Below are 21,377 nucleotides of genomic sequence, written 5' to 3'. Positions count from 1 at the left end.
GTTTCGAAAAACACGGATGTTTGTTTCGAATAGCAATAGCGGTCAGCCGGTGCCCGACGGCAGGGTCCGGAACTCTTCGCCCAGCCAGGGAAAGCGCTGGGTGATCGGATCGGTGAAATGCAGGCGCAGTGACTTTTGCAGGGCTTCATGAATGAGCTGGGAAGTGGCCGCGGGGTAGACGCTGGTTGTAAACAGCGACACCGTGCGGGCAAAGCTTTTACCAGGAAAGCGCACGACCTTGACCTTGTCGTGGAAGCGCTGGGCGCGATGGTAGCTGGCGGCGGTGGTGACGGTCCAGCCGCTGTCTTCGGAAACCAGACCTATGATGGATTGGTTGCATTCCAGTTCAAAGCGGTTGGGCAGAGCGATCTTGAGCCGGGTCAGCTGGGTTTCGATCTGCTTGCCAATTGTGTGGTCGCGGGAATAGCGCAAGAAGGGCAGCGGCGCGTCAGCCTTGGTCAGATCCTCGACGCTGCCGGAATAGCCTGCCGGGACAACCAGAATGAACGGGTCGCGCATCAGCGGGTATTCGATCAGATCAGGGAGCAGCCCGGACGGGCGGGTGGCAACGCCTGCATCCAGTTTCTGCGCCTGCAGTTTTTCGATGATCTCATGGCTGGGGCGGGTGTAGTGCCGGAAGCTGCACCGGGGCAGCGCGGTGGAGAGGAACTGGAACAGCTCCGGGCCGACTTCATTGTCGAAGTCATCCAATAGGGCCATGCGCAGATCGGTTGCGTGCTGCCAGCTGCCGGAGCGTATTTCTGCTTCGCCCCGCCTTAGCGTCATCAGCCCGTCGTAGACATAGCGGGCAAAGACCACGCCTGCGGGCGTCAGACCCATCGGACGGCGTGTGTGATCCACCAGATCAACGCCAAGCGCGCTTTCCAGGCTGCGCAGATGATTGGACACGGTGCTGATCGAGAGCCCGGTTTCTGCTGCCACTTTTTGTATAGACCCGGACTTCGAAATCAGCTGAAAAACTTCCAGCCAGCGCAGGCTCAGCGTTTTTTGCATATGCGGCCCTCCTTAGGGTTTGCATATGCTATCCTCAGAAATGCGCCAACACATCCGAAGAAATCGAAACTGAGTTTTACTTTCCGTGCATGAGTAATTTTATTCTACAGCGAATTCTCTTCCCGGATAAGGTTTGCCGTGCAAAAATTAGAGCCTTAAGGCCCGCATAGAACGGGTCAGGCGTGACAACTGGGAGAACCAAAAACATGATCAAAAAGTATCTGCTTTCAACAGCCTGCGCAGCCGCAGCCGCGATTTCAGCAACACAGGCCTCAGCTCTGGATGAGATTACCGTGGCCTATTTCCTGGAATGGCCGATGCCCTTCCAGTTTGCCAAGGCCAACGGCACCTACGAAGAAGAGATGGGTGTAAAGATCAACTGGGTCTCATTTGACACCGGCACCGCAATGTCTGCGGCGATGGCCTCAGGCGATGTGCAGATTGCCGTCAGCCAGGGCGTTCCGCCGTTTGTAGTTGCGACTTCGGCCGGTCAAGACATCCAGACGGTGGATGTGGCGGTCAGCTACTCTGACAACGACAACTGCGTAGTGGCCGAAGCGCTGGAGATCGACAAGACCAACGCGGGCGAACTGAACGGCAAGAAGGTTGGCGTACCGATCGGCACCGCCGCGCACTACGGATTCCTGTCGCAGATGGCGCACTTCGGTGTTGATATTGGCTCGATGGAGATCGTCGACATGGCGCCTGCCGATGGCGCAGCGGCATTTGCCCAGGGTAACCTGGACATGGTTTGCGGCTGGGGCGGCGCGCTGCGGCGGATGGTGGAGCATGGTAATGTTCTGCTGACCGGCGCCGAGAAAGAAGAACTGGGCATTCTGGTATTTGACGTGACCAGCGCGCCGGCAGGTTTCATTGCGGATGAGGGTGCGCTTCTGAGCAAGTTCCTGAAAGTGACCGCAGATGCCAATGCAATGTGGAATGCGGGCGACAGCAAGGATGAGATGCTGCCGGTGATTGCCAAGGACGCAGGTATGGACCTGGCCGATGCCGAGGCCACCATCGCAACCTTCAGCTTCCCCTCGGCTGAGGATCAGCTATCCGAGAAGTGGCTGGGCGGCGGCGCGCAGAACTTCATGAAGGGTGTGGCGGATGTGTTCGTGAATGCGGGCAGCATCGAAGCGGCGCTGGATTCCTATGACGGTGCCGTGGACAGCGGACCTCTGGAAGCCGCTCTGAACTGAGCCGTCATGTTTTGACTAAGGCGGACGGCCCGGATCCCGGGCCGCCCGCATCCGCATTTGCAGACCGGCTGCAAACTGGCGCTAACAGGAAGGGGAAGCGATGTCGGGACTGGACATCAAGAGTGTCTCCATGCGTTTCGATCTGCCCAATGGCAGCTCGGTTCAGGCGCTGAAAGACGTTTCATTGAATTTGCAGGCGGGAGAACTGCTGTCGGTGCTGGGACCGTCGGGCTGCGGCAAGACCACGCTGCTGAACATTCTGGCCGGGTTCCTGGCCCCCACCGAAGGCGAGGTGGAGCTGAACGGCCATGTGGTGACTGGTCCTGACGCTGAACGCGGCATGGTGTTTCAGAAAGGTGCGCTGTTCGAATGGATGAATGTGCGCGACAATGTCGAATTCGGCCCCCGGATGAAAGGGATGGGCAAGGCGGAGCGGGAGAAGATCTCCGACCACCTGCTGGAAATCGTCGGGCTGCAGGATTTCAAGGAAAAGGCGGTTTACGAGCTGTCGGGCGGCATGCAGCAGCGTGTGGCGCTGGCACGCTGCCTGGCCAATGAGCCGGATGTGATCCTGATGGACGAACCTCTGGGTGCGCTCGACGCGCTGACGCGTGAGAAGATGCAGGGTCTGGTGCTGAAGCTGTGGAAGGAGACCGGAAAGACCATCATCCTGATCACCCACTCGGTAGAGGAGGCGCTGCTGCTGGGCGAGCGGCTGATCGTGATGGCGCCGCGGCCCGGCCGGATTCACCGCGAGTACCAACTACCCTTTGCTGAGCGCGGAGTGAATGCGGACCTGCGCGACGTCAAGAAATCCGAAGGCTTTGCCGAGACCCGGGATGAGATCCTCTCGATGATCTGGGAGATGGAAGAGGAGATCATGGGCCGGACGGAGCAAGTGGCATGAGCGTACTTCTGTTTTACATCGCGCTGTTTGCCGGTGCCTTTTTCCTGGTGCAGGTTATCCGCAAAGGAATGCAGTCGAGGCAGGACTTCACCAGCCTCAAGACCGTGACCTTCGGCGACGAAAGCGCGGTCACGCCGGACCGTGCGGCGTCGATCATATCGGTTCTGGTGATTTTCGTAATCTGGGCGGCGTTTACCGGCTCCAAGCTGTTCCCGATTCACGTTCCTGGGCCATTCACCGGCGAAACTGTATTCACGTATACCTTGGAGAACGCGGATGGTGCCACGGATGACGCAGATGTCACCGTGCGGGTCTTCGGATTTGGCGAGGACGTCGAGAAGTTCGAAGTCGAGGGCGGCAGCGGCTTTGCCGCGAATGATGCGCTGGCGGCCCAGGCAGGGCGTTCAACCACGCTGCTGTTCGACAAGAATGACGAGGCCAAACGCCGGGACGGCGCAAAGATCGTGGCGATCAATGGTGAGCCGATTGCGATTGGCGGCGCGGTCGATACCGGTGACGGCACCGTGACGCTGACCGGAAAGGGCGCAATCAGCTTTACGCCGCATGGCGGCATGCAGATGAACCCGATCTGGCTGCCGGCCCCGGAAACCGTGGTGTCGAGATTCTTTGAGATTGCCAGTGAGGGCTATCAGAATTTTTCGCTGTGGCAGCACCTGGGCTGGTCGCTCTTGCGGGTTGTGGCGGGCTTTGTGACCGGCGCAATAGTCGGTATCCCGCTGGGCTATGCCATGGGCCTATCCGGCTGGTTCCGCGGCTGGTTCGATCCGATTGTCGAGTTCATGCGCCCGGTGCCGCCTTTGGCGCTGATCCCGCTGGTCATCATCTGGTTTGGCATCTGGGAGACCGGCAAGATCGTTCTGCTGTTCCTGGCGGCGCTCTGGATCATGACCATTGCGGCGCGGGCTGGTGTGTCGGGCGTAAACATCTCCAAAATCCATGCGGCCTATTCGCTGGGCGCCTCAAAGTGGCAGATCATGCGCCATGTCATCGTGCCGAACTCGCTGCCCGAAATCTTCACCGGCGCGCGGGTTGCAATGGGCGTCTGCTGGGGCACGGTTGTGGCGGCTGAGCTGGTTGCGGCGCAGAAAGGCGCCGGCATGATGATCATTGCGGCGTCCAAGTTCCAGCTCACGGATATCGTGATTATGGGCATCGTACTGATCGGCATCATCGGCTACGGCATTGATATCCTGATGCGCAAGGCAGAGAACTGGCTGGTGCCGTGGAAAGGCCGAAGCTGACCAGAAAACTGCAGCGCAAAAAAAACAACGCCCGGGGGAAGCTCCCGGGCGTTTTGCTGTTCAGCACAGGATCAGCTGCGAATGCGTTCAAATCCTGGATCATATGGGGAGGGAGCGATAACCGTAGCGGCAACCAGATCCCCGCACAGATCAAGCTGCATGGCGCTGCCGGTCGCGGCAAGTTCCGGATCCACAAAGGCATAGGCCAGATTCATCCCCACCCTGTGGCCCCAGTCGCCGGAGGTCACAGTGCCCACAACTTTATTCCCTTGAACCAGCGAAGCGCCGCCATGCGGCGGAGCATGGCTGGCCTCCACCTTCAGAGTGACCAGCCTCTTGCGTGCACCCTTTGCCTGGCGTTTCCGCAGGGCTTTCCTGCCAATAAAATCACCTTTCTCCAGCTTCACGAAACGCTCCAGCCCCGTCTCAAAGGGATCGAACTCGGTGATCAGGTCGGCCTTCCAGTGCAGAAAGCCCTTCTCCATCCGCATCGACTCGACCGCACGGGCGCCGAAAAGTTTGAGCCCGTGCGCCTCTCCAGCTTTGCGCAAGGCCAGATAGGCAGCATAGAGCGAGGCATTGGAAACGTGGATTTCATAGGCAAGCTCACCGGAGAAACTGACGCCCATCACCGTGGCCGGGGCAATTCCGATGAAGCATTCCCGTACCGACAGCCAGGGGAAGGCTTCAGCCGACCAGCTGCCCCGGGCGCAGTCCGAAAGCACATCCCGCGCCCGGGGGCCGGCCAGAACCAGGATCGTCTGGTCATTGGTCAAGGACCGGATGCGCACGTCTTCCCCCGGCTGGACATTCTGGCTGAGCCAATCCATGTCGTGGAACTCGCTGGCGGCTGCAGAGCCGTACCAGACTCGCTCCGGCCCCCGGTCAGAAGCGGGCAAGTTGGCGATCGTGGCTTCGCTTTTGATCATGCCGTGGTGGTTCAGCAGATAGCCGAGGCCAACCCGTCCTGAATGTTTGTTGACGGTGCCGCAGAACATGCGATCAAGGAAGCTGTGGCGGTCGGCGCCGGTGAGCTCGAACCGGTTGAAGCCGCTAACCTCACAGAGGCCCACGTTTTCCTGCACGTTTTTTACTTCGGCGGCAACTACGTTGAAGGCCTCATCGAAGCTGAAGGTGAGTGAAGGGTGAAAGTCTGGCGCGGGCTTGATGTAGTCCACCCGCTCCCAGCCGTTCACCACGGTGAATTCAGCGCCCTCCGCGGCCATCACAGGCGTGAGCGGCGTGGTCTTGGCCGGACGGCCTGCCGGGCGGTGCTCATGCGGGAAGTGGAAACGGAATTCGTTCTGATAGTCCTCAATAGCCTTCAGAGCGGTCAGCTCCACGTTGGCATGGCCCGTGAAGCGACGCGGGTCGATGCACCAGGTATCGTAGCAGGCCTCGCCATGCACGATCATCTGCGCCAGAAGCCAGCCGTGGCCGCCCCCTTCACCCAGTCCTGCGCGCAAACCGATGGCGCAGAAAGCGTTGCGCTTGCCCGGGATTGGGCCGATCAGCGGCGCGCCGTCGATGGTATAGGTGATCGGGCCGTTCACGATGGATCGGATGCCGGTTTCGCGCAACGCAGGCATCCGCGCGAACGCGCCCTCCAGCACATCCATCACCCGCTCCAGATCATCTGGGCAGAGCGCGTTGACAAAGTTCGGGTCGATCCCGTCCATGCCCCAGGTCTTGCAATCCTGCTCGTAGAAGCCGATCAGCAGGCCGTTCTTTTCCTGGCGGCAGTAATAGTCGGAGATCGGGCAGCGGATCAGCGGCATCCGGTGGCCTGCCTCCACGATTCCGAGGATGTCTTCGGTCAGGAAATACTGGTGTTCCATCGACGCGACAGGGTGGTGCACCCCCATCATCGCGCCGACCTCATTCACCCGGTAGCCGCAGGCGTTTACGACGATGTCGCAGTCGATGCCCCCGTGTTCCGTGTGCACGGTCCAGGTGTCGTCCTTGTGCTGGGTAAGTGCGGTCACAGGCGTGTTGCGGTAGACCTCAGCGCCTGCCTTGCGGGCGTGATAGGCCAGCGCCTGGCATAGCTGCGCCGGGTCAATGTCGCCGTCCATCGGATCCCACAACCCGCCGGCCAGGTTAACGGTTGAAATCAGCGGGTGGCGACGGGCGCATTCCTCGGCATCAATCACCTCGAAGTGCACATCCATGCCGCGGGCCATCGAGGTAAAGTGGCGATAGCCACACATTTGTTCGGCAGTGTTGGCAAGGCGGATGCCGCCGTCGCCATGGTGGTAATTGATCGGGTACTCCGGGTCATCCGCCAGTTTCTTGTAGAGCGCGATGGAGTGGCTTTTCAGGCCAACCATCGTTTGGTTCATGCCGAAATTCGTTACCTGGGCTGCCGAGTGCCAGGTTGTGCCGCTGGTCAATTCGTTGCGTTCGACCAAAACGACATCGCTCCAGCCCTCCTGGGTAAGGTGGTAGAGGGTGGAGCAGCCAGCGATGCCGCCGCCGATCACCACAACTTTGGTGCGCGATTTCATGAAGTGGGCCTCCCAACAGTATCGTATCGACTAGGCCGCAGGACGGCAGCGGCGGCAAGGAAACGTTCCGGAATTCGCAGAAAAACGAATGCGGAATTGAGCGAAATTGAAAGGTGCCGCAGGGCCACTGCCTGCGAGGCATTCCGTTAACGCCCAGCTGTGTCACGATGTTTTTACCTGCCGGAGTGATACAGCTTTCTGCTGGCCTAAGACGCAGGAGCGTTGACGGCCCGCCCCGCGGCGCGCAGAGTGCTACTACAGAGATAGTTTCTCATCGCGGTTTTGTCGCGGGTGTTCTCAAATCGTGCCAAAACTGGCACCATGTTGCGCAAATTGATGGGTGATCTGGTCTTATCGTTTTTGAAAACTGTCACTGTTGGAGGCGGGCAAGCCTTCGCAAGGTTTCACTGTTGAAACAACAAGAACAACAATTAACAGTCCAAAGGGAGAATTGGATCAATGACAAACACTGGTAAGCTGACGCGGCGGAGCATTCTGAAAAGTGCCGGCGCCGCCGCCCTGGCAGCCCCGCTTTATTCGAAAAGCGCGCTGGCGTCTTCGGGCGAAATCAACATCCTGATGTGGTCGGACTACCTGCCGCCGGAATTCATTTCCGGTTTTGAAGCCAAGACGGGCATCAAGGTGAACTACACCGGCATCGGGTCTAACGAAGAAATCATCAACAAGATGAAGGCCACCAAGGGTCAGGGCTTCGACATCGTTTCGCCGACCAACAACCGCTCGCTGCAGTGGGGGCCGCTGGAACTGCTGAAACCGTTTGACATGAGCAAGGTCAACATTGACGCGGTGAACCCGGCGATGGCCAAGATCGGCACCGACGCCTGGAACTTCGGCGGTGGCGGTGTGCACTGGCTGCCGCATATCTGGGGCACCGAAGGCATCGCCTACCGCACCGACCTGTGGCTGCCGGAAGGCGATGCGCCGTCTTATGGCGACGTCTGGTCCGAAGAGAATGCAGGCAAGACCATGGGCCGGGCCCATTCGATGATGCTGGGTGCGGGCCTTTACATGGAAGCCTCGGGCGAGATGGAGCCTGGCTCGATCTGGGCGGCCTATGACGATGAAGAAACTATGCGGAAAGTTTGGGGCCAGGTCACCGACTGGTGCGTTGCGCGCAAGAACCGCATCAAGCTGATCTGGAACGATGCCGACACCCAGAAAAACGGTCTCCTGAACGAGGGCGTGGTGGTTGGCCAGACCTGGGACGGCCCGCCCTTGGCGCTGAAATCCGCAGGGGAGCCGGTGCACTATCAGGCGCCTGTTGAGGGCGCGATGGCCTGGGTTGACGGCATCTCGATGCCGGTGGGCGCGCAGAACGAAGAGCAGGTCTATGCCTTCATCTCCTATGCCTATGAGCAGGAACCCGCGGGCAAAGCGATCGACAGCCACGGATATAACTCGCCGGTGCTGGGCGCAGACGGCTTCTCCGGCGACGTCTACAAGAAGAACTTTGCCGAGGCTTATCCGGGCAATTCGCTGGCCAACCTGAACCCCTGGCCGGCAGAGGCACCCTGGTACGCCGACGTGCGCACCGAGTTCGTCAACAAGTTCAAAAGCGCGTAACAACTGCGCCTGAAACACTTGGCCCCCGGATCTTTTCCGGGGGTCAGCCATGTGCCGCGCGGCGCAATCACAAAAGAATAGAAACAGGAAGCAGGCCTAGCGGGGCCGGTGGCTTGCCACCGGATTGGGGACCTGCACCCTGGGGAGAAGCCAAATGAGTGCTGGGGTCGGCGTTGATCTCGAGAATCTCTGGATCCGTTTCGGTGACTTTGTCGCCGTGCGAGATGCCAATGTGAACATCAATGGGGGGGATTTCTTTTCCTTCCTTGGGCCTTCGGGCTGCGGCAAGACCACGATCCTGCGCGCGGTTTCCGGCTTTCTGGATCCGAGCGACGGCCGTGTGTTGATCGGCGGCAATGACATGAAGGGGATCGGGCCGAACAAACGCCCGACCGCGCTGATTTTCCAGAATCTGGCGCTGTTCCCGCTGATGAAGATCTGGGAAAACATCACCTTTTCCATGGAAATCAAGGGCGCCTCTGCCAAGGAACGCCGCAAGCGCGCGGATGAGCTCTTGGACATGATCGCACTGCCGGGACAGGGCGACAAGCTGCCCTCCGAACTGTCAGGCGGCCAGCGCCAGCGGGTGGCGATTGCGCGCGCCCTCTGCGCAGAGCCGGATGTGCTGCTGCTTGATGAGCCGCTGTCGGCCTTGGATCTCAAGCTGCGCCAGCACATGCGCACCGAGCTGCGCGAGATTCAGCAGCGGGTTGGCATCACCTTCATCTACATCACCCACGACCAGGGCGAGGCGCTGACCATGTCCGACAATATCGCGGTGATGAAGGCGGGCGTCATTGACCAGATCGCCGATGGCAAGACCATCTACAACGACCCCTCAACCGCATTTGCGGCGTCATTCGTCGGCGAAAACAACGTCTTCCGCGGCAAGGTCAAGCGCGTTATGGGCAATGAAGCTCTGATCGCGACCAACCGCTCCGGCGAACTGGTGGCGCGGATCTCCACTGCCAACCAGGGCAGGATGAAGGAAGGCGACGATGCAATGATGTTCATCCGCCCCGAGGCCTTTGCCTTGGCGCCGCAAGGCGCGTCCGGTGACCATTTCGTGACGGCCAAGGTCAACCACGAGGAGTTTGAGGGCAACGTCTTCAACATTTTCATGGAAGGCGACGGCGGTAAGGAGCTGAAGGTCTCCATCCCCAATCTGGGCCAGTCCTTTGAGGATCACACCGGACAGAATATCACCCTGGAATACGAGACGAAGAACGCCGTCTGTGTTCCCGCCGGTGAGCTGGCCGCGGAATAAGGAGGCCCAAACCATGCCAAGCTTCCTGAGGGAGTTTTTCAAACGCAACGGCGTCGGCATGGGCAGTCTGATGCTGGGCCTGGTCCTGTTCTGGACCATTGGCCTCATCATTCTGCCGCAGCTGTCGATGCTCGACTTCTCGTTCCGTCCCAACCTGCCGCCGCCGGAGATCGGCGGACCCAAGGACGTCTATACGCTGGAGAACTACAAATACCTGATCTACGGCCCGGAGGGCGGAAGCCAGGACTATAACGCGGTCGACCTCAAGGTGTTCTTCCGCACCCTGGTAGCGGCGGTCTGCGTCACCATCTTCAACCTGATCCTGTGCTATCCGATCGCATATTACCTGGCTCAGACCAAGGGCAACCATATCCGCATCTTCGCGCTGATGCTGATCATCCCGTACTGGATCAACGAGATCCTGCGCGCCTTTGCACTGCGCATCATCTTTGGCGAGACCGGGGTGCTGAACAGCCTCTTGGTGGGCAGCGGCATCTTCGACACGCCCTTTGACTTCATCCGCAATGACATCGCGCTTTATGCGGGGCTTGGCTATGCCTACATCCTGCTGATGATCTTCCCGATCTACAACGTGATCGAGAGCCTTGACCGCAACCAAATTGAGGCCGCGCGCGACATGGGCGCCAGCTGGCCGATGATCCACCGCCGGGTGGTCATTCCCTATGCCAAACCGGGGATTTCTTCGGGCTGCACCATGGTGTTCATGCTGTCGGCGGGCGCACTGGCGGCGCCGCAGATCCTCGGCGGCCCGTCGTCCCTGTGGTTCACGCAGCTGATCTATCAGCAGTTCAATGACAATTCCGACTGGCCGCAGGGTGCTGCTTATGCGGTGGTTCTGTTGGTCACCTGTATCCTGCTGGTGCTGGCGGTCATGCGCTTGTTCAAGGTGAACATGGGGGATATCGGCAAATGAAGAACTTCACCTTTATGCGCCTGAGCCTCTGGGTCTATCTGGCGATCTTCTTTGCCTATCTGCTGGGCCCCCTGGTGATCATGTCGGCGACCGCCTTCAACTCGCCATCGTTCCCGCGGATGACCCCCTGGGAATGCCTGACGTTTGAGTGGTTCTCGGCCCTGTTCCAGGACGAGCGGATTTTGAACGGTATCTGGAACTCGATCCTTGTGGGGGCGGGCACGGTTGTGCTGTCGGTGGCGATGGGTCTGGCGGGCGCGCTGATGCTCACCCAGATCTGGCCCAAGCTGAGGGCGACCTACTACACCGTCATCATTGCGCCGATCCTGATCCCCGGCGTGGTGCTGGGTATCTCGACGCTGGTATTCTGGGACCGGATCAACCGGATGCTGGGGCTTGGCGCCGACAGTTTCCTGTCGAACGGCTTGTTCCTGACCATCATCGGCCAGTCCACCTTCATCGCCAGCTATTGCATGCTGGTGCTGGTGGCGCGCCTGCAGCGCTATGACATCGCCCTGACAGAGGCGGCGCTGGATCTGGGGGCCACCCATGCTCAGGCTTTCCGCAAGGTTCTGCTGCCGTTCATGCGGCCCGCCATCGCCTCCGCCGCGGTGCTGGCGTTCCTGGCGAGCTTTGAGAACTACAACACTACCACCTTCACCTTCGGTGAATACCCGACGCTGACCATCGAGCTGGCGCAGAAAGTGCGTTACGGCATCACGCCCGCGATCTCGGCCCTGGCCTTTATCATCGTGGTGCTGACGGTCTTTGCGGCGCTGTTCAACGAGGCCAGCATCCGCCGCAAGCAGCTGGTGGCCGAGGCGCGCAAGAAGGCGACCGTGGAAGAGCTGGAGAGCGGCAAGCTGCGGCTTCCAGGTTTCCTCAGCTCAAATGCTGCTGCGGTAGCGCTTGTGGTTGTTGCCTGTGTAACAGTTGCGGTTGTCGGAACCGCAACGGTTTACAGCCCGCAGCAGTGTATCGCCAACGTGCAGGAGCAAAAGCGCCTGGAGACCGAAGAGCGCATCCAGGAACTGCGCCGCCAGCGCGAACTGCGCCGCCAGCAGTTGCAGGAACAGCAGGGCGAAGCCCCTGAACCAACCGCGCCCTCCACCGGCTCCGGCAACAACTCCGGCTTTGGCGGTGTGTTTGCCCCGGGCAGTCTGTCGGGTGAAGGCGAGGCAGAGCCTGAGGCAGAGCAGGCGCCTCAGGGCAACAACTCCGGCTTCGGCAATGTCTTTGATCCGAACGCCCTGTCAGGCGACGGCGAGGACAGCGGCTCCGGAAACTGAACTCCTCTGCCCTGAAACACCAAAGGCGGCCCGAAGGGGCCGCCTTTTCAGTTGCCAGGACCGGCTGTGCTCAGGCCAGCGAGCCTGCCGGATGCCGGTCAGCATAATATTGTTTGCGGAATGCCTGCGGGCTGGTTTTGTACTCACGTTTGAACCATTCCGTCAGGCTGCTGCGCGAGCCAAAGCCGGTGGCGGCCACAATCTCGGCCAGCGGCAGGGTGGTGTGCAACAAAAGCTGGCGCGCCTTTTCGATGCGCAGCTTTCGGTAGGCCGCAAGCGGGCTGGTCTGTGCTTTCTGCTGGAAGCGGCGTTCCAGCTTGCGCGGAGAAACCCCGGCCTGCTGAGCGATGTCGCGGATCAAAAGCGGCTCTTCCAGGTTCTGCTGCATCAGGTCGAGGATCTTGACCACCAGCGCGTCGCCGCCGGCTGTCTGACGCAGCTGCAAGGAGACCTTGGACTGTTCAGAGGCCGGGCCAAAGGCAAGGCCCAGGTAGTCGCAGACTGCATCAGCGATGAAGGCGCCGCGGTCAGCGCGCAGGAAAGCCGCAAGCACGCGCAGCGCAGCGAAACTGCTGACCGCTGTGCTGATGCGGCCTGCCGAGGTGGTCAACGTGCCTGACGGAGCGCAGATCATCTGCTCCTCTTCCGCGGCGGCGGCAAAATTTGTATGTACCGCGGTCTCGATAGCGGCATTCAGGCCGGTTTCCGGCAGCAGGAAAATGGCACTGCCGGCAAACAGGCAGCGCTGTGCCTGGCGGCAGATCCGCTGCAGGCTGGCTTTCTCGCCGGAGTTCAGCGGCCAGCGGTTGGAAATGCCACCGAGGAAAATGACGGTCTGCGGTTTCCAGCCCTCCGGCACGGTACGCATATGCGAGGCCAGATTGCGCACGGCGGTGCGGTAGCCGCTGTCGGGGAACAGATCATTGGCGGCGCGGAAGATTTCGCAGATCATCTGGGCCGCGGCGGGGGAATCTGGCTGCGGCAGAATGATTTCGACATCGTGGAAGCGGGCCTGTGCCGCGCTGTCAGCGGATTGCCGGGGCGCTGGCACGATCAGCGGTTCGAGACGGGACATCATTCTCTCCTCTGAGCGGGTCATGCGGGGTGCCCCGCCGGACAGGCCGGCGGGGCAGAAAGCCTGTTTGATCAGGCTTCAGCTTCTTCGTAGTCCGACATCGGCGGGCAGGTGCAGATCAGGTGACGGTCGCCATAGGCGTTGTCGACCCGGTTCACGGCCGGCCAGTATTTGTCGACGCCGAGGTTGCCCGGCGGGAAGCAGGCCTGTTCGCGGCTGTAGGGACGATCCCATTCACCCACCAGGTCGCGCACCGTGTGCGGCGCGTGCTTCAGGGGGTTGTTTTCGGGGTCGATCTTGCCGTCGATGATGTCCTGCGCCTCCGAGCGGATCGACAGCATGGCGTCGCAGAAGCGGTCCAGCTCATCCTTGGGCTCGGATTCGGTTGGTTCTACCATCAGCGTGCCGGCCACAGGCCAGGACATGGTCGGGGCGTGGAAGCCCGAGTCGACCAGACGCTTGGCGATGTCGTCCACGGTGACGTGGCCTTCATCGTTCAGCGGGCGGGTGTCCAGGATGCACTCATGCGCCACACGGCCCGTTTCCGAGGTGTAAAGGATTTTGTAGGCATCCTTGAGACGGGCTGCGATGTAGTTCGCGTTCAGGATCGCAACTTTGGTCGCCTGGGTCAGACCCTCGCCGCCCATCAGCAGACAGTAGGCCCAGCTGACCGGCAGGATCGAGGGCGAGCCGAACGGAGCCGCCGAAACCGGACCGACTGCAGTGCCGTACTCCGGGTGCCCCGGCAGGTGCTCTTCCAGATGCGCCTTGACGCCGATCGGACCCATGCCAGGGCCGCCGCCGCCATGCGGAATGCAGAAGGTCTTGTGCAGGTTCAAGTGCGAAACGTCGCCGCCAATCTTGCCCGGCTGCGCGAGGCCCACCATGGCGTTCATGTTGGCGCCGTCGATGTAGACCTGACCGCCATGATCATGGGTGATCTGGCAGACTTCCTGCACGGTTTCCTCGAACACGCCGTGGGTCGACGGGTAAGTGATCATGCAGGCCGCGAGGTTTGCGGAATGCTCCTCGGCCTTGGCGCGGAAGTCGGCGACGTCGATGTTGCCGCTGTCGTCCGATTTCACCGGAACCACCTTGTAGCCCACCATCTGTGCCGACGCCGGGTTGGTGCCGTGCGCGGAGGTCGGGATCAGGCAGATGTTGCGGTGTGCTTCACCCCGGGCCGCGTGATAGTTGCGGATGGTCAAGAGGCCCGCGTATTCGCCCTGCGCACCGGAGTTCGGCTGCTGGGAGATCGCGTCATAGCCGGTGATCTGGCAGAGCTTGTCGTTCAGATCGGCGATCATCTGGTGGTAGCCCTGCGCCTGGTCTTCCGGGCAGAAGGGGTGCAGGTTGCCGAATTCCGGCCAGGTGACCGGGATCATCTCGATGGTCGCGTTCAGCTTCATGGTGCAGGACCCCAGCGGGATCATTGCACGGTCCAGCGCCAGGTCGCGGTCGGCCAAGCGGCGCATGTAGCGGGTGATCTCTGCCTCGGCCCGGTTCTTGTGGAAGATCGGGTGAGTCAGGTACTCGCTTTCACGCAGCGCATAGTCCGGCAGGCGGTAGGCGCGGTTCTTGACGCTGTCGTCCTTCTTCTCGATGCCGAAAGCACCCCAGACCGCTTCGATGGTTTCCGGGCGGGTCTGCTCGTCCAGCGAGACGCCGACGTGGCTGTCGCCGATCTTGCGCAGGTTCACGCCGCGGGCAACGGCTGCCTCCATGACAGTTTTCTGCAGCGGGCCAACCTCGACGGTGATTGTGTCGAAGAAGACTTCCGGCTCCACCTTGAAACCGTGCTCCTCCAGCCCCGCGGCCAGGCGCGAGGTCTTGCGGTGCACCGACTGGGCAATTGCCTTGATGCCGTCGGGGCCGTGGTAGACCGCGTACATCGACGCGATGACAGCCAGCAATGCCTGTGCGGTACAGACGTTGGAGTTGGCTTTTTCGCGGCGGATGTGCTGTTCGCGGGTCTGCAGCGCCAGGCGGTAGGCCTTGTTGCCGCGGGCGTCGACCGACACGCCGATAATGCGGCCGGGCATGGCGCGCTTCAGCTTGTCGGTGGTCGCCATGTAGGCTGCGTGCGGGCCGCCATAGCCCATCGGAACGCCGAAACGCTGGGTGGAGCCGATGGCAATATCCGCACCCATTTCGCCGGGCGACTTCAGCAATGCCAGCGCCAGGATGTCGGCGGCGACAACGGCGATGCCCTTGTGCTCGTGAATGGCTTCGATTTCCTTGGTGAAATCGCGCACGTGGCCGTAGGTGCCGGGGTACTGGAATATCGCACCGAAGACCGCGCCCGGGTCCAGCTCGTCCGGATCGGCAACCACCACGTCGATGCCCAAAGGCTCGGCGCGGGTCTGGATCACGGCGACGGTCTGCGGGTGGCAGTTCTTGTCGACGAAGAAGGCCGCGTTGTTCGCCTTGGAGCGCGAGCCGCGATGCGCCATTGCCATGGCTTCGGCAGCGGCGGTGGCTTCGTCCAGCAGCGAGGCGTTGGCAACATCCAGGCCGGTCAGATCGCTGACCATCGTCTGGAAGTTCAGAAGCGCCTCAAGACGGCCCTGGGAGATTTCCGGCTGATAGGGAGTATATGCAGTGTACCAAGCCGGGTTTTCCAGGATGTTGCGCAGGATCGGCGCCGGGGTGGTGGTGCCGTAGTAGCCCTGGCCGATCAGCGAGGTCAGCACTTTGTTCTTGGAGGCCACCTGCTTCATGTGGAAGAGGGCGTCGCGCTCGGTCATTGCCGGGCCCCAGTCCAGCGCCTCTTTCTGGCGGATGGCGGGCGGCACGGTGGCGTCGATCAGCTCGTCCAGGGTTTTGAAGCCGATCACCTGCAGCATATCCCGCATCTCGGTCGGAGACGGGCCGATATGGCGCCGGTTGGCGAAGTCATAGGCTTCGTAATCGGTAAGTTTGAAGGCCATTACAGAGGTCCTTGTCTGGGGCAATGGACCCCGCCGGACGGTTCCGGCGGGGAGGGGGTGCTTAGCCGATCAGGGCTTTGTAGCCGTCCAGATCCATCAGATCGTCCAGCTGCGACGCGTCCGACAGCTTGATCTTGTAGATCCAGGCGTCGCCTTCCGGGCTTTCGTTCAGGGCGCCGGGGTTGTCGGCCAGGGCTTCGTTCACCTCGACCACTTCGCCGTCCAGCGGCGCGTAGATTTCGGAGGCTGCTTTCACCGACTCGATGACGCCGATCTCGCCGCCTTTTTCGAACTCTTCACCCGCTTCGCGCTGTTCGACGAAAACAACTTCGCCCAGCTGGTCGGCGGCGTGCTGGGTGATGCCCAGGGTTGCCACGTCACCTTCGACGGTGATCCATTCATGCTCTTCAGAGTAATAGGTGGCCATGTTGACTCTCCTGATGATGTCTTAGCGTTTGTAGTTCTGAGTAACGAAGGGCAGGGCGACGATTTCAGCCGGCTGCGCCTTGCCGCGGATGATGAGATTCACCTTGGTGCCTGCGGCGCTGTGATCCGCCGCAACATAGCCCATGGCAACCGGGCCGCCGACAGTGGGGCCGAAGCTGCCAGAGGTGATGGCGCCCAGAGTATCGCCGCTTTCGCTTTGGATTTCCACGCCCTGGCGGGCAGGGGCACGGCCTTCGGGCTTGATGCCGACCAGTTTCTTGGCGGCGCCTTCGGCCAGTTCCTTCTGGATCCGGTCGGCACCGGGGAAGCCGCCTTCTTCCTTGCGGCGCTTCTGGATTGCCCAAGACAGCGACGCCTCGATCGGCGAGGTCGACTGGTCGATGTCGTTGCCATAGAGGCAGAGGCCGGCTTCCAAGCGCAGGCTGTCGCGGGCGCCCAGGCCTGCGGGCTCGCAGTCGTCATGGGCCAGGAATAGCTTGGACACGCGGATCGCGTCGGCTTCCGGGATCGAGATCTCGTAGCCGTCCTCGCCGGTGTAGCCCAGGCGGGAGATGCGGCATTCGACACCGCCGATCTCGGCAATGGCGGTCTCCATGAACTTCAGTTCACGGGCTGCGGGGCACAGCTCGCCGACAACGTCCTCGGCCTTGGGGCCTTGAACGGCAACCAGCGCGCGATCGAAGATCTCGGTTACTTCGACACCGTCCAGATTGGCCTGCATATGCGGGATGTCCTGGTGGCGCAGGGCGGCGTTCACCACCACAAAGTAATGATCGCCAGCGTTGGAGACAATCAGGTCGTCCATGATGCCGCCGCCCTCGTTGGTGAAGAAGCCGTAGCGCGCCTTGCCTTCCTTGAGGGTGGCATAGGCCTGCGGGCAGAGCGTTTCCAGCTTCTCGCCCACGTTTTCACCGCGCAGGATCACCTGGCCCATGTGGGAAACGTCAAACAACGCTGCTTTTTCACGGCACTGCTTGTGCTCGCCCATGATGCCCATGGGATACTGGACCGGCATTTCCCAGCCGGCGAAGTCGACCATTTTGCCGCCAAGCTCGACGTGCAGGTCATAAAGCGGGGTGCGTTTGGGTGCGTCGGTCATCCTGTGCAGCCTTTGAATTACTAGGGTTTCGGGGTGGAGGAGGGCGCAGGACGCGCCCTCCCGGAGAGCTTACTCGGCAGCGTGGCCGGCTTCTTCCGATTTGCCGCCGGTGGCAAAGAACTCTTTCGTCACCTTGAAGACGATCGGGCTCAGCAGCGCCAGGGCGATCAGGTTCGGGATGGCCATCATCGCGTTCAGCGTGTCAGCCAGCAGCCAGATGAAGCCCAGATCGGCGGTTGCACCGAAGTAAATCGCGATGATCCACAGGATGCGGTAGGGCAGCATGACCTTCACACCGAACAGGAACTCCATGCACTTCTCGCCATAATAGGACCAACCAAGGATGGTGGTGAAGGCAAAGATCGACAGAGCGATTGCGATCAGGTAGCCACCGAAGCCGGGCAGCGAGGTTTCGAACGCCAGCGAGGTCAACGCCGCACCGGATTCACCCGAGGTCCAGGCGCCGGAGGCGATGATCGCCAGGCCGGTGATCGAGCAGACAATGATGGTGTCGATGAAGGTGCCCAGCATCGCGATCAGGCCCTGGTTGACCGGACCTTTGGTCTCAGCCGCTGCGTGCGCAATCGGGGCGGAGCCGAGGCCCGCTTCGTTGGAGAACACACCGCGGGCCACACCAAAGCGGATCGCGGCCCAGACCGCCGCACCGGCAAAGCCGCCTTCGGCTGCCGACGGGGTGAAGGCATGGGTGAACACCAAGCCGAACGCGGCGCCGATAGCGTCTGCGTTGATGACCAGCACGATCAGGCCCGCAATGATGTAGCTGACCGCCATGAACGGAACCAGCTTGCCAGCCACTGCGCCGATGCGGGTGATGCCGCCCAGGATCACAGCGCCGGTCAGCACCATCAGAACTACGCCGGTGACAGAGGTGTTGAAGCCGAAGTTTGTTTCCAGCACTTGCGCCACACCGTTGGCTTGTACTCCGTTGCCGATGCCGAAGGCCGCGATGGAGCCGAACACGGCAAAAGCAACACCCAGCCAGGCCCATTTCGCGCCGAGGCCGTTCTTGATGTAGTACATCGGGCCACCGACATAGTTGCCTTCTTCGTCCCGCTCGCGGAATTTCACCGCGCAAACAGCTTCGGAATACTTAGTGGCCATGCCGACCAGCGCGGTCATCCACATCCAGAACAGCGCACCGGGGCCGCCGAGGAAAACGGCAGTCGCAACGCCTGCGATGTTGCCGGTGCCGATTGTGGCCGACAGTGCCGTCATCAGTGCGTTGAACGGGGTGATCTGGCCTTCGCCGGTGCCTTCACGGCCTTTGAACATCAGGCCGAAGCCCATGCCCAGTTTCCGGATCGGCATGAATTTCAGGCCGACCTGAAGGAAGAAGCCGACGCCGAGAATGAGGACCAGCATCATCGGCCCCCAAACCACGCCGTTTACGGCTCCTACGATTGAATTTAACGCTTCCATGGGTCTCCTCCCGCTTGCGTTAAGGTTAAATGCCCTTTGCCAAGGCCATCTGACGGGCCTCTTTCAGGGCGGCAAAATCTTCATCCGCGTGGAACGAAGAGCGGGTCAGCGGTGTCGCTGACACATGCAAAAAGCCCTTGGAACGCGCGATCTGTTCCAACTGCGCAAACTCCTCCGGCGACCAGAAGCGGTCGATCGGGTGATGCTTGGGAGTGGGCTGCAAATACTGGCCGACGGTCAGGAAATCGACCTGGGCCGCGCGCAGGTCGTCCATCACCTGGCGCACGTCCTCCAGTGTTTCGCCCAGGCCGACCATGATGCCGGATTTGGTGAACAACTGCGGGTTGGCGCGTTTGGCGTCATCCAGCAGCCGCAGCGAGGTGTAATAACGCGCGCCAGGGCGCACACGCGGGTAGAGGCGTGGCACCGTTTCCAGGTTGTGGTTGAAAACGTCCGGGGCAGCCTCGAATACCGCATCAGCGGCCGCGCCTTTGCCCAGGAAGTCCGGGGTCAGCACCTCGATTGTGGTGCCGGGGTTCTGGTGGCGGGTGGCGCGGATGGTTTGGGCGATATGCTCCGCTCCGCCGTCCGCCAGATCATCGCGGTCAACAGAGGTGATCACCACATGGCGCAGTCCCAGCTTCTTGACCGCCGCAGCAACCCGGCCTGGCTCAAACACATCCAGCGTGTCCGGCTTGCCGGTGGTCACGTTGCAGAATGAGCAGCCGCGGGTGCAGACCTCGCCCATGATCATCATGGTGGCGTGGCGCTTGGACCAGCACTCGCCGATGTTGGGGCAGGCGGCCTCTTCGCAGACGGTGGCCAGATCATGCTCCCGCATCAGCTTGCGGGTCTCATAGTATTCCGCGCTTTCGATCTTCTTCTTGCGGATCCATTTCGGCTTGCGCGGGATGGCGCTGTCGGCCTTGTGGGCCTTTTCCGGGTGGCGGGGGCGCAGCTGGATCGTCATCTGGCGGACCTCCGGATCAGGCGTGAATGGCGCGGCCAAGCGCGTCGAGGCAGGCTTCTTTCACCGCCTCGCCCATCGCGGGGTGTGCGTGGCAGGTGCGCGCTACCTCCTCGACGGTTGCGCCCTTGGTCATTGCCAGCACCAGCTCGGCAATCAGGTCGCCGCCATGCGCGCCGCAGATATGTGCGCCAAGGATCTTGCCCGCTGGCGTTGCCAGCACCTTCACGGCACCGTCAGTTTCACCGGTTGAGCGCGCGCGGGAGTTCGCCATGAAGGCAAATTTGCCGGAAATGTACTCGGTGCCGGCCTCTTTCAGCGCTTCCTCGGTCTGGCCGACGGAGGCAACTTCCGGGTCGGTGTAAACCACGCCGGGCACGGTGTTGTAATCCACATGGCCGTGCTCGCCGGCCAGCATCTCGACGCAGGCAACGCCGTCTTCCTCGGCCTTATGCGCCAGCATCGGGCCGGGCACGCAATCGCCAATGGCAAAGACGCCGGGCACCGAGGTCTGGAAGGTTTCATCCACTTCGATGAAGCCTCGCGCGTTGATGGAGACCCCCAGGCCTTCGAGGCCCAGCCCGCGGGTCACCGGACGGCGGCCGATGGCGATCAGCACCTTGTCAGCCTCGATTTGCTCTTCTTTGTCTTTGCCCACGCGGTCCAGGGTCAGGGTCAGGCCGTTTTCACCTCTCTCAATGGACTTCAGCGCGCGGCCCAATTGGAATTTCAGACCGCGCTTGCTCAGTGCGCGCTGGGACAGCTTGGCGATCTCGCCATCGATGCCGGGCAGGACGCGGTCGAGGTATTCCACCACCGTCACCTTGGAACCAAGGCGTGACCAGACCTGACCGAGTTCAAGCCCGATCACGCCGGCGCCGATCACCACCAAATGCTCTGGCGCCGATTCCAGCGCCAGCGCTCCGGTGCTGCTCAGCACGTCCACCTCGTCGATCTCCACGCCAGGGAGGGGGCTGGGTTCCGAACCGGTGGCAATCAGAATGTTCTTCGCTGTGTAGGTAACGTCACTCACTTGCACTTGGCCGGGGGCCGGAATGCTGGCCCAGCCTTCGATGTGGTCGACGCCGTTCTTCTTGAACAGGAAGGCGATGCCCTTGGTCAGGTCGCCAACAACTTTGTCCTTGCGGGCCATCAGCGCCCCCAGATCCAGGCTGACGCCCTCAACGGAAATGCCGTGCGCGGCGATGTGGGACAGCTCGGCGTACTTGGCGGACGAAGTCAGCAGCGCCTTGGAAGGAATGCAGCCAACGTTGAGGCATGTGCCGCCCAGCGAGCCGCGGCCTTCGACACAGGCAACCTTCATGCCCAGCTGTGCAGCACGGATTGCTGCGACATAACCGCCCGGACCGGCTCCGATCACGACCAGATCATATGCGCTCATGTGGTTTCTCCTCCGAAATGCGGTTCAGGACCGGCACGTATTCAGCCGTAT

The 21,377-nt window shown here is 61.4% G+C and carries 16 protein-coding genes; 7 read left to right on the top strand and 9 right to left on the bottom strand.

What is annotated here, in order from left to right:
- Positions 1–42 precede the first annotated feature (42 nt).
- A complete protein-coding gene (locus tag GC1_RS16850; protein WP_019294820.1) occupies positions 43–1,014 on the bottom strand; it encodes a LysR family transcriptional regulator in 972 nt (323 codons plus the stop codon).
- A 206-nt stretch (positions 1,015–1,220) separates the two neighbouring features.
- Between GC1_RS16850 and GC1_RS16845 the strand changes: the two genes are divergently transcribed.
- The 3 genes from GC1_RS16845 to GC1_RS16835 all read left to right on the top strand — a co-directional run bounded on the left by GC1_RS16845 (position 1,221) and on the right by GC1_RS16835 (position 4,385).
- Positions 1,221–2,216 (top strand): taurine ABC transporter substrate-binding protein, encoded by a 996-nt coding sequence (locus GC1_RS16845; RefSeq protein ID WP_019294821.1) that lies wholly within the window; start codon positions 1,221–1,223, stop codon positions 2,214–2,216.
- A gap of 100 nt (positions 2,217–2,316) precedes the next feature.
- The gene (locus tag GC1_RS16840) at positions 2,317–3,123 is read left to right on the top strand and encodes a taurine ABC transporter ATP-binding protein (protein ID WP_019294822.1); all 807 of its coding nucleotides are present in this window, start codon (positions 2,317–2,319) and stop codon (positions 3,121–3,123) included.
- Positions 3,120–4,385 carry an ABC transporter permease gene (locus GC1_RS16835; protein ID WP_019294823.1) on the top strand — a complete coding sequence of 422 codons (1,266 nt, stop codon included), beginning with the start codon at positions 3,120–3,122 and terminating at the stop codon, positions 4,383–4,385. The genes GC1_RS16840 and GC1_RS16835 overlap by 4 nt, the downstream gene beginning before the upstream one ends.
- Positions 4,386–4,456: 71 nt before the next feature.
- Here GC1_RS16835 and GC1_RS16830 read toward each other — a convergent pair whose 3' ends face one another.
- Positions 4,457–6,892 (bottom strand): GcvT family protein, encoded by a 2,436-nt coding sequence (locus GC1_RS16830; protein ID WP_019294824.1) that lies wholly within the window; start codon positions 6,890–6,892, stop codon positions 4,457–4,459.
- A 459-nt stretch (positions 6,893–7,351) separates the two neighbouring features.
- Here GC1_RS16830 and GC1_RS16825 point away from each other — a divergent pair, with 459 nt between their 5' ends.
- The 4 genes from GC1_RS16825 (at position 7,352) to GC1_RS16810 (ending at position 11,966) form a co-directional block, all read left to right on the top strand.
- Positions 7,352–8,476: an extracellular solute-binding protein gene (locus tag GC1_RS16825; protein ID WP_019294825.1), complete on the top strand. Its 1,125-nt coding sequence runs from the start codon at positions 7,352–7,354 to the stop codon at positions 8,474–8,476.
- Positions 8,477–8,630: 154 nt separating this feature from the next.
- Positions 8,631–9,743, top strand: a complete 1,113-nt coding sequence (locus GC1_RS16820) for an ABC transporter ATP-binding protein (protein ID WP_019294826.1) — start codon at positions 8,631–8,633, stop codon at positions 9,741–9,743.
- 13 nt (positions 9,744–9,756) lie between these two features.
- Positions 9,757–10,677, top strand: a complete 921-nt coding sequence (locus GC1_RS16815) for an ABC transporter permease (RefSeq protein WP_019294827.1) — start codon at positions 9,757–9,759, stop codon at positions 10,675–10,677.
- Positions 10,674–11,966 (top strand): ABC transporter permease, encoded by a 1,293-nt coding sequence (locus GC1_RS16810; RefSeq protein WP_019294828.1) that lies wholly within the window; start codon positions 10,674–10,676, stop codon positions 11,964–11,966. Before GC1_RS16815 ends, GC1_RS16810 begins: the two co-directional genes overlap by 4 nt.
- Before the next feature lie 70 nt (positions 11,967–12,036).
- Here GC1_RS16810 and GC1_RS16805 read toward each other — a convergent pair whose 3' ends face one another.
- The 7 genes from GC1_RS16805 to lpdA all read right to left on the bottom strand — a co-directional run bounded on the left by GC1_RS16805 (position 12,037) and on the right by lpdA (position 21,326).
- Positions 12,037–13,041 (bottom strand): helix-turn-helix domain-containing protein, encoded by a 1,005-nt coding sequence (locus tag GC1_RS16805; RefSeq protein ID WP_019294829.1) that lies wholly within the window; start codon positions 13,039–13,041, stop codon positions 12,037–12,039.
- Between the two features lie 71 nt (positions 13,042–13,112).
- Complete coding sequence (gcvP, locus tag GC1_RS16800) at positions 13,113–15,971, bottom strand: aminomethyl-transferring glycine dehydrogenase (protein WP_019294830.1); 2,859 nt, start codon at positions 15,969–15,971, stop codon at positions 13,113–13,115.
- A gap of 61 nt (positions 15,972–16,032) precedes the next feature.
- A complete protein-coding gene (gene gcvH, locus GC1_RS16795; protein WP_019294831.1) occupies positions 16,033–16,398 on the bottom strand; it encodes a glycine cleavage system protein GcvH in 366 nt (121 codons plus the stop codon).
- Positions 16,399–16,419: 21 nt separating this feature from the next.
- Positions 16,420–17,517: a glycine cleavage system aminomethyltransferase GcvT gene (gcvT, locus tag GC1_RS16790; RefSeq protein ID WP_019294832.1), complete on the bottom strand. Its 1,098-nt coding sequence runs from the start codon at positions 17,515–17,517 to the stop codon at positions 16,420–16,422.
- Positions 17,518–17,586: 69 nt separating this feature from the next.
- The gene (locus tag GC1_RS16785; protein ID WP_019294833.1) at positions 17,587–18,957 is read right to left on the bottom strand and encodes an alanine/glycine:cation symporter family protein; all 1,371 of its coding nucleotides are present in this window, start codon (positions 18,955–18,957) and stop codon (positions 17,587–17,589) included.
- 25 nt (positions 18,958–18,982) lie between these two features.
- The gene (gene lipA / locus GC1_RS16780; RefSeq protein WP_029204668.1) at positions 18,983–19,927 is read right to left on the bottom strand and encodes a lipoyl synthase; all 945 of its coding nucleotides are present in this window, start codon (positions 19,925–19,927) and stop codon (positions 18,983–18,985) included.
- A gap of 16 nt (positions 19,928–19,943) precedes the next feature.
- Entirely contained in the window at positions 19,944–21,326 is a 1,383-nt protein-coding gene (lpdA, locus tag GC1_RS16775) for a dihydrolipoyl dehydrogenase (RefSeq protein ID WP_019294835.1), read from the bottom strand.
- Positions 21,327–21,377: the final 51 nt, after the last annotated feature.

Origin of the sequence: Leisingera sp. ANG1, from assembly GCF_000203975.2 — a bacterium.
Lineage (GTDB): Bacteria > Pseudomonadota > Alphaproteobacteria > Rhodobacterales > Rhodobacteraceae > Leisingera.
The sequence above is the reverse complement of the archived record's forward strand: the minus strand, read 5'-3'. Positions and strand labels throughout refer to the sequence as shown.